Here is a 7,122-nt window from a genome sequence, read left to right as displayed (position 1 = left end):
GATCCACCCACCGGGACCGGCACTTTCGCAAAGGCCTTGTCTGGCGGCTTGAGCGGAAGGGAGGCGCGGTTTCCTTGCGGGTCCTTGCATCCTGCCGGCAGCGTCCCGCCAACGCCGCCGATGCAAGCGACCCGCAGCCAGCCCGTATGACGAAGACAGGCCCCGCCGGTTCATCCGGCGGGGCCTGTCTTCGTTGTAACGGCTGTTCCGCTCCGACGCTGGCTTCCACCGTCTGACATATGACCAAGATTACTGGGATGAGCGGCGATGAGTTTCTTGCTGGAGAGTACATCGGTGCTTTTCGCAGCGCATCGCGGAGGACGTGACGTCAATCGCCAACGTCCTGACGAGATCACGGCGCTGATCGTTTCTGAGAGCTTACGAAAGGGTGGTCAGATAAGTAAATTCGCCCAGCTTAACGGAGTGAAAGGCGGCCCACCTGATGTCGTGGAAAACCATGATTCGTCAGGGCACCACAACCCGAATTCCAATTATCGACATTATACCCATTGACACAGTTCAGAGATGGAAGGGATGTGCGATGCGGATGTGGGAAGGTCGAGATGTTTGTGCCTTTGATCGCCAAGGGCACTTCGTGTATGCTCCGAAAATGAGATAATCGAAATATATGTTCGTGTCGGTGTATAGACCGTGTCTTTCCGATTGAGAAAATCGCATATTTGTGTTGCATATTTTTGGAATTTCTAGCTTTAATTCCGTGTGTTATTTTTGGGATATTTATTTTGGGATGTTTCTGATGAGGGCCTATTTTTTCGGTTTTTTCATTATTATTTTCCTTTGCGCCGGTAACATAGCTTATCGTTGGGATGCATTGACCGGCGATGTCGGAAGTGAAAATATTGAAGCGACATATCATGTCATCCATACCGTGAATTCATTGCAGTCCAGCGCGTGGCGCAATCACTTTTTCTTGCCAACGGTCACTCTGGGGCGACAGCTCGACAAGAATATACCTTGGGGTGCGACGAAACCTTCATCAACGGGCGACTACATTTACACCAGCTTCCCACCCTTGGGATTTCTGGCGCCCTACCTGACCCTTAGTGCGCTTGGCTTGGATGCGAACCGAGCAACTATAGGCCTGTTTGGGGCGGCGGTAGGACTGCTGTCCTCGCTCTGCCTTTACAGTCTTTGTTACCAACTCATTGTTTTCGGCGGTGTGTCAGGGGGGATCGCGGCGTTTGCTGCTCTATGTGGGTGTTTGATTTCTGTCTTTAGTCGTGAAGCGCTGCAATCCAATGGCGTTGTTTACTGGAGCCACACGCTTTACAATCTGTTAATGTTAAGTAATTTACTTGTGCTTGTTTTTTATCGTATTTATCGTTGGAGAGTTTTTTCTATTTTATTTTATGTTTTTGTGTTTATGGGGCCGTGGCTCGAATGGACCGCCTACGTATTTAGCGCCGGCTTGATCATCTTTCTCATTCGCAAGCCAGGTCTCGATTCCGAACTGTCAGCTGTGCGGATAGGTGTAGTGACCTTCGTGTCAGGCGCTCTGGTCTATCTTCATTTTGTCGCGGTGCTCGGTCTCGTGCCGGCAACGCAGTCATTTCTGGCAAGATTTCTTGCTCGCAGTGCGAAAAAGGTTGGGTTTGATACTCTTGTTGCAGGGTATGGCCTTTCGTACGGCCTGTTTCTGCTCCTACTTGTTTTCCTAGTTTTTATATATGCGATGAAAGAAAATTGGAATAAATTTCAAGATGAAAAATTTCGCTATATAAAATTGGTTTTGTTTGTCGCGGCGTTTCCCCTGCTCGAAAATCTGCTTATGATGCAGCATGCGACGCAGTTTTCCTTCGATCGGTTGAAATTCGTCATTCCTGCTGCCATCCTTATATCCGTTTCCATCGCATACCTTTCGGGTTTGTACAGGTATTGTGTTATCTTTATTGTTTTTGCTGCCAGTATTTTGGGCGTCCGAGATTTCGATAAAAGCCTGCAGAATTACAGTGAGTGGAAGCGTATCGATGGAAACAACATGCTTCTCGTCAGTAAAGCCAAAACGTTATATGATCCGTCATGTTCTGTGTTTGCGACGTCAGGCGCCGTTCGCGGGTATCTGAATTCTCTTGTGCGCGCTGGCATCTATGAAAATAAGCAGATAGACGATATGGCGAAACTCGTAACAGAGCGCAAAGCGTGTGCGGGTGTTTTCCTGCAGGCCAACAGCCCGTTTATTGATTTGGCGGGTGTAGAGGAAATTATAATCGTAAAGCCCGATGGGCAGCAGATTGTCGTGAATTAGAAGCTGTTTCTCTGAACGATAAAATATACGTATGTATAGGTGGATACACAGCCACTTTCAGCCTCTACCGGTCCTGGAACTGCTGCCATTGCAGTTCGCCCATCATGCAGTCGGTTTTTGGGCGGGCGGCGATACGATGGAGTGTGGCGTCGGGTGCAAGGCCGCTGACCTCGAGCACAAGTTTGCGGCGGATCGCGGTGTCGAAGTCTTCCGGCTTGTGTACGGGCATCACGAAGGCGCCGGGGCCGCCGATCACGCAGTCGCCGTAATAATCGTCCAGGCCGGCGCTGCTTCCAAAGGCTGCGGCACCCGTCGGGCGCAGCATGATCGCCAGTCCATTGATGATGATGCCGGCCTCGATCGCCTTGTCGCGCACGCCTTCCACCGGCAGACCTATATTGTTGGGTCCGTCACCGGACACGTCGATCACCTGCCGCATGCCGCGGTAGCTGTTGGTGAGAATGGTCTGCGTGCCATAGGCGATCGCAGCGGAGATGGAGGTGCGCCGCTGCGTGGCGATCGGGCGGGCGGCGAGCTTCTCGGCGAAGGCGCGGGCATCGGCTTGCGTCTCGATGATCTGCCAGTCCAGCACGGATGCCGGATCCACCTCGCCGGCCCATTCGAAATAGGTAATCGCAATGCGGCCGATCAGTCCGCCACGCACAGCATTGATGAAATCGGCATGCTGCAGGGCGCTGACATAGCCCTCGCGCTGGACCCTCATCTCCTCGTAATCCATCGAGCGGGACGTATCGACGGCAAGCACCAGTTCGACGTCCACATCGCCGGACGCAGAACCTGCGGGCGAAGGCGGCGTCGCAGGACCGGCAAGGAGCGTCGTGAGCAGGGCAAGGCTGGCAAGCATCGGCATTCCCATCACCTCCAGAACCGGACCGCAAAACTGTAACACGGTCTTTTCCGAGGGCGATGCCCGCGCAGTCTGTGCACTTCACGTTTCAGTGATATTGAATGTCCTGGTGCATCAGGTTCTATGCCCGCAGGTGGAGACCTGCGGGGCATAGAGTAGGAGAGGGCTTCAGGCGGCTGGCTGCTTCGTCTTGCGCAGATAGGGCAGTACGGTGTCGAAGCTCCCGAAGCGGGCTATGGCATCCTCGTTGGAGACTGCGGCGGTGATGATCACGTCCTCGCCCGGCTGCCAGTTGGCCGGCGTTGCCACCTGGTGCTTTGCGGTCAGCTGGATGGAATCGATCGCGCGCAGGATTTCCGCGAAATTGCGGCCCGTGGTCATCGGATAGGTGAGGATCAGCTTGATCTTCTTGTCCGGGCCGATGATGTAGACCGAACGCACGGTGGCGTTGTCGGCCGGAGTGCGGCCTTCGGAACTCTCGCCGGCGCCGGCCGGCAGCATGTCATAGAGCTTTGCCACCTTCAGGTCACGGTCGCCAATCAGCGGATAGTCCACGTCATAGCCGGTGGCGGTGCGGATATCGGCTTTCCACTTGGCATGGCTGTCCACAGGGTCGACGGAAATGCCGATGATCTTGACGCCGCGCTTGCGGAACTCGCCTTCCAGACCGGCCATGGCGCCCAGTTCCGTGGTGCAGACCGGGGTGAAGTTCTTCGGATGCGAGAAGAGGACGGCCCAGCCATTGCCGATCCACTCATGAAAATGGAGCGGGCCGACGGTTGTTTCAGCGGTGAAATCCGGGGCGATGTCGTTGATGCGCAGGGACAAGGGCAAACCTCCTGATAGCCGTTCCATTGGATTGAGAAGATAGGCTGTTTGTACGACGATTCGAGGGAGGCTTTTGCAGATCGGGTGGTCAAACTGGAAAACCCGGCTCGTTTCCAGAGCCGCCCGGAGCAGATTTCACTCGCCTTGCAGCCGGGCGTGGGCAGCCGCAGCCGGCCTTTGACATTTCAAATACCTGTTCGTACAGCTGGAGCGATAAGAGCCGGGGGAAGCGAGGCCGCATGAGCGAGCAGGACGACGCGCAGGTTGATCTGGAAATCATTGCCGAGGGGCCGCATGGCCGCAACAAGCCGGAAACACGGTTGTGGCTGCGGATGCTCTCCACCACCAAGCTGATTTCGACGGAAATCCGCAAGCGGCTGCGCGCCGAGTTCGGCGCGACACTGCCGCAGTTTGACCTTATGGCGCAGCTTTACCGGGAGCGGCAGGGATTGCGGCTCGGCGAGCTGTCGCGTCGCACCATGGTCACGAACGGCAACATCACCGGTCTGGTCGAAAGGCTGGAGGCTGATGGCCTCGTCGTGCGCGAAACTCCGAGCGATGATCGTCGCGTCACCGTTGCACGCCTGACGGAGGCAGGTCTGCGCACCTTCGCGGCCATGGCGGATGCCCACGAAGCCTGGTTGCGGGATCTGATGAGCGACGTGGATCCTGGAATGATCACCAGTCTCTGGCACGAGATTGGCCGGGTAAAGACATCGGCAACGAACCACCTGTCCGGCCCGCCCGAGGAATGACGCAGATCTGGCCGTCATCTTGCGCTGCACTGCGGGATGGACAATAGAAGAAGTGTGCAGATGCGCGACAGGACTGGGGCAGGGAGATGTGTGCAGCGGTGACGGGCGACCTTCAGGCAATCATCGAGGACATTCACCGGACGCTGAAGCCACGTCTCGGCGAAGGCAAGGTCGCGGATTACATCCCTGAACTCGCCAAGGTTGACCCGGAAAAGTTCGGTATAGCCGTGATCGATCTGGAGGGGAATGTCTTCAAGGCGGGCGATTGCGACGAGGCCTTTTCCATCCAGAGCGTTTCCAAGGTCTTCACGCTGACGCTGGCGCTTGGAAAGCATGGTGAGACCACCTGGAACCGGGTGGGACGTGAACCGTCGGGTTCGGCCTTCAACTCCATCGTCCAACTGGAGCATGAGAACGGCAAGCCGCGCAATCCCTTCATCAATGCCGGGGCGATTGTCGTCAGTGATCTCGTGATGGCAGGCCACACGCCGCGCGAGGCGATCGGCGAAATCGTCCGCTTCGTGCAGTATCTGGCGGATGACGCAACCATCGGCATCGATCCTGCGGTGGCGCGTTCAGAAGCGGCAACGGGCCATCGCAACGAGGCCCTGGCACATTTCATGAAGTCGTTCGGCAAGCTGACGCATCCGGTCGATCATGTCCTCGGTGTCTATTTCCACCAGTGCGCGCTGGCGATGAACTGTGTTCAGCTTGCCCGCGCCGGCCTGTTTCTTGCCGGAAACGGGCGCAATCCGCTGACCGGCCATACGGTGGTTTCGAGCCAGCGGGCGCGGCGCATCAACGCGCTGATGCTGACTTGCGGTCATTATGACGGATCCGGCGACTTTGCCTATCATGTCGGCCTGCCAGGCAAGAGCGGGGTCGGCGGTGGCATTCTGGCGGTGGCGCCGGGCAGGGCCTCCGTTGCCGTCTGGTCGCCGGGCCTCAACCGCAATGGAAACTCGCTGATCGGGTCACTGGCGCTGGAAATGCTGGCGGCAAAGACCGGATGGTCGGTGTTCGGCGGGCCGGGCTGAACCTGTGTCGCGAGCGTTTCGAGGATCAAATCCGGTGACGCATGCTTTTCATTTTTTGATTGTTGACTTCCTGAGTTTGTGACACATTTGTGCTCTCAGTTCTGTAGGAATTGCGTTTTCCCAAGTCTGTTTCCCTGGTCACATTGCGTCGTTTCTATCCGAAGTCCATTGCGGACGCCCGATCCTGCGCCGAATTGGCGCGAAAAGATCATCCCCTTCCCCAGGGAGATGCGGCACGGGAGGTGACGTTTCGGCGTCCCTCCCGAATTCGGTTCTGCATTCCCCTGATGCTGCGATCTGCCTGAGGGGCCGAGCTCACCCGTTTCAGCGTGGCAAGTCGGGCGCGGTCTACGTCAGCCCATCCGCTCGGAAGCATAGGAGCCGGGGCTCGGCGGGAAGACGATGGTACGGTTGCCGTTGATGAAGGTGCGGTGATGGATATGGGCGTGCACTGCCCGCGCCAGCACCTGCGCTTCCACGTCGCGGCCCATCGACACATAGTCTTCCGGCGACTGCGCATGGGTGACGCGCACGGTATCCTGCTCGATGATCGGGCCTTCATCGAGGTCGGCGGTGACGTAGTGGGCGGTGGCACCGATCAGCTTCACGCCGCGCTCATAGGCCTGCTTGTAGGGGTTGGCGCCCTTGAAGCTCGGCAGGAAGGAGTGGTGGATGTTGATGATGCGGCCGGACATCTTGCGGCAGAGATCGTCCGAGAGAACCTGCATGTAGCGTGCCAGCACCACCAGTTCCGTGCCGGTCTGCTCCACCAGATCCATCAGCTGGGCCTCGGCCTTCGGCTTGTTCTCTTTCGTTACCTTGATGTGGTGGAAGGGAATGTCATGGTTCACCACCAGCTTCTGGTAGTCGAAATGGTTGGAAACGACGCCGACGATCTCGATCGGCAGCGCGCCGATGCGCCAGCGGTAGAGCAGGTCGTTCAGGCAGTGGCCGAAGCGCGAGACCATCAGAAGCACCTTCATCCGCTCGGCTGCATCGAAGATGTCCGCCTGCATGGAGAATTTTTCCGCGATCGGCTTCAGCCCCTGGATCAGGCTTGCTCCATCGATGCCTTCCTCTGATATGAAGGAGATGCGCATGAAGAAGGTCTGCGTATCGAAATCGTCGAACTGCGAGGAATCGACGATGTTGCAACCCTTTTCCGCCAGATAGCCGGAAAGCGCGGCGACGATGCCGCGGGAGGTCGGGCAGGAAACGGTCAGCACATAGCTCTTCATCGTCATCACTCTCGTTCAGGCCCGTTGCGGGCCCATCGTGTGGTCTGGCCTCCGGCGGACGGCGTCCGCTGGGACTTCTGGCAATAGCCGAGATCTGCAGGAGATCAAGCCTCGTTTTGGGAAGCGTCTG

The 7,122-nt window shown here is 57.1% G+C and carries 7 protein-coding genes; 4 read left to right on the top strand and 3 right to left on the bottom strand.

From position 1 onward, the window contains the following. Window positions 1-267: 267 nt before the first annotated feature. On the top strand, window positions 268-513 hold the full coding sequence (locus FNA46_RS19745; protein WP_143126927.1) for a hypothetical protein: 246 nt from the start codon (window positions 268-270) through the stop codon (window positions 511-513). 244 nt (window positions 514-757) lie between these two features. Next, window positions 758-2,266, top strand: a complete 1,509-nt coding sequence (locus FNA46_RS19740; protein ID WP_143126926.1) for a hypothetical protein — start codon at window positions 758-760, stop codon at window positions 2,264-2,266. 64 nt (window positions 2,267-2,330) lie between these two features. On the opposite strand, the gene FNA46_RS19735 is transcribed toward FNA46_RS19740, so the two are convergent. After that, the gene (locus FNA46_RS19735; RefSeq protein ID WP_143126930.1) at window positions 2,331-3,131 is read right to left on the bottom strand and encodes a DUF1194 domain-containing protein; all 801 of its coding nucleotides are present in this window, start codon (window positions 3,129-3,131) and stop codon (window positions 2,331-2,333) included. Window positions 3,132-3,302: 171 nt separating this feature from the next. Next, window positions 3,303-3,962 carry a peroxiredoxin gene (locus FNA46_RS19730; protein ID WP_143126925.1) on the bottom strand — a complete coding sequence of 220 codons (660 nt, stop codon included), beginning with the start codon at window positions 3,960-3,962 and terminating at the stop codon, window positions 3,303-3,305. A gap of 239 nt (window positions 3,963-4,201) precedes the next feature. On the opposite strand from FNA46_RS19730, the gene FNA46_RS19725 reads away from it, so the two are divergent. Together FNA46_RS19725 and FNA46_RS19720 are read left to right on the top strand one after the other, a co-directional pair. Beyond that, a complete protein-coding gene (locus tag FNA46_RS19725; protein ID WP_143126924.1) occupies window positions 4,202-4,717 on the top strand; it encodes a MarR family winged helix-turn-helix transcriptional regulator in 516 nt (171 codons plus the stop codon). Window positions 4,718-4,815: 98 nt separating this feature from the next. Further along, the gene (locus tag FNA46_RS19720; RefSeq protein ID WP_244617986.1) at window positions 4,816-5,754 is read left to right on the top strand and encodes a glutaminase; all 939 of its coding nucleotides are present in this window, start codon (window positions 4,816-4,818) and stop codon (window positions 5,752-5,754) included. A gap of 353 nt (window positions 5,755-6,107) precedes the next feature. Here FNA46_RS19720 and purU read toward each other — a convergent pair whose 3' ends face one another. Beyond that, complete coding sequence (gene purU / locus FNA46_RS19715; RefSeq protein ID WP_143126929.1) at window positions 6,108-6,992, bottom strand: formyltetrahydrofolate deformylase; 885 nt, start codon at window positions 6,990-6,992, stop codon at window positions 6,108-6,110. Window positions 6,993-7,122: the final 130 nt, after the last annotated feature.

This window comes from Affinirhizobium straminoryzae (assembly GCF_007004135.1).
In the GTDB taxonomy this organism is placed as follows: Bacteria; Pseudomonadota; Alphaproteobacteria; order Rhizobiales; family Rhizobiaceae; genus Neorhizobium; species Neorhizobium straminoryzae.
The sequence above is the reverse complement of the archived record's forward strand: the minus strand, read 5'-3'. Positions and strand labels throughout refer to the sequence as shown.

What these genes read in the sequence shown, in the direction of transcription:
- FNA46_RS19745 (WP_143126927.1), top strand. Translation starts at nt 268, where the DNA reads ATGAGTTTCTTGCTGGAGAGTACATCGGTGCTTTTCGCAGCGCATCGC.
- FNA46_RS19740 (WP_143126926.1), top strand. Translation starts at nt 758, where the DNA reads ATGAGGGCCTATTTTTTCGGTTTTTTCATTATTATTTTCCTTTGCGCC.
- FNA46_RS19735 (WP_143126930.1), bottom strand. Translation starts at nt 3,131, where the DNA reads ATGCTTGCCAGCCTTGCCCTGCTCACGACGCTCCTTGCCGGTCCTGCG.
- FNA46_RS19725 (WP_143126924.1), top strand. Translation starts at nt 4,202, where the DNA reads ATGAGCGAGCAGGACGACGCGCAGGTTGATCTGGAAATCATTGCCGAG.
- purU (WP_143126929.1), bottom strand. Translation starts at nt 6,992, where the DNA reads ATGAAGAGCTATGTGCTGACCGTTTCCTGCCCGACCTCCCGCGGCATC.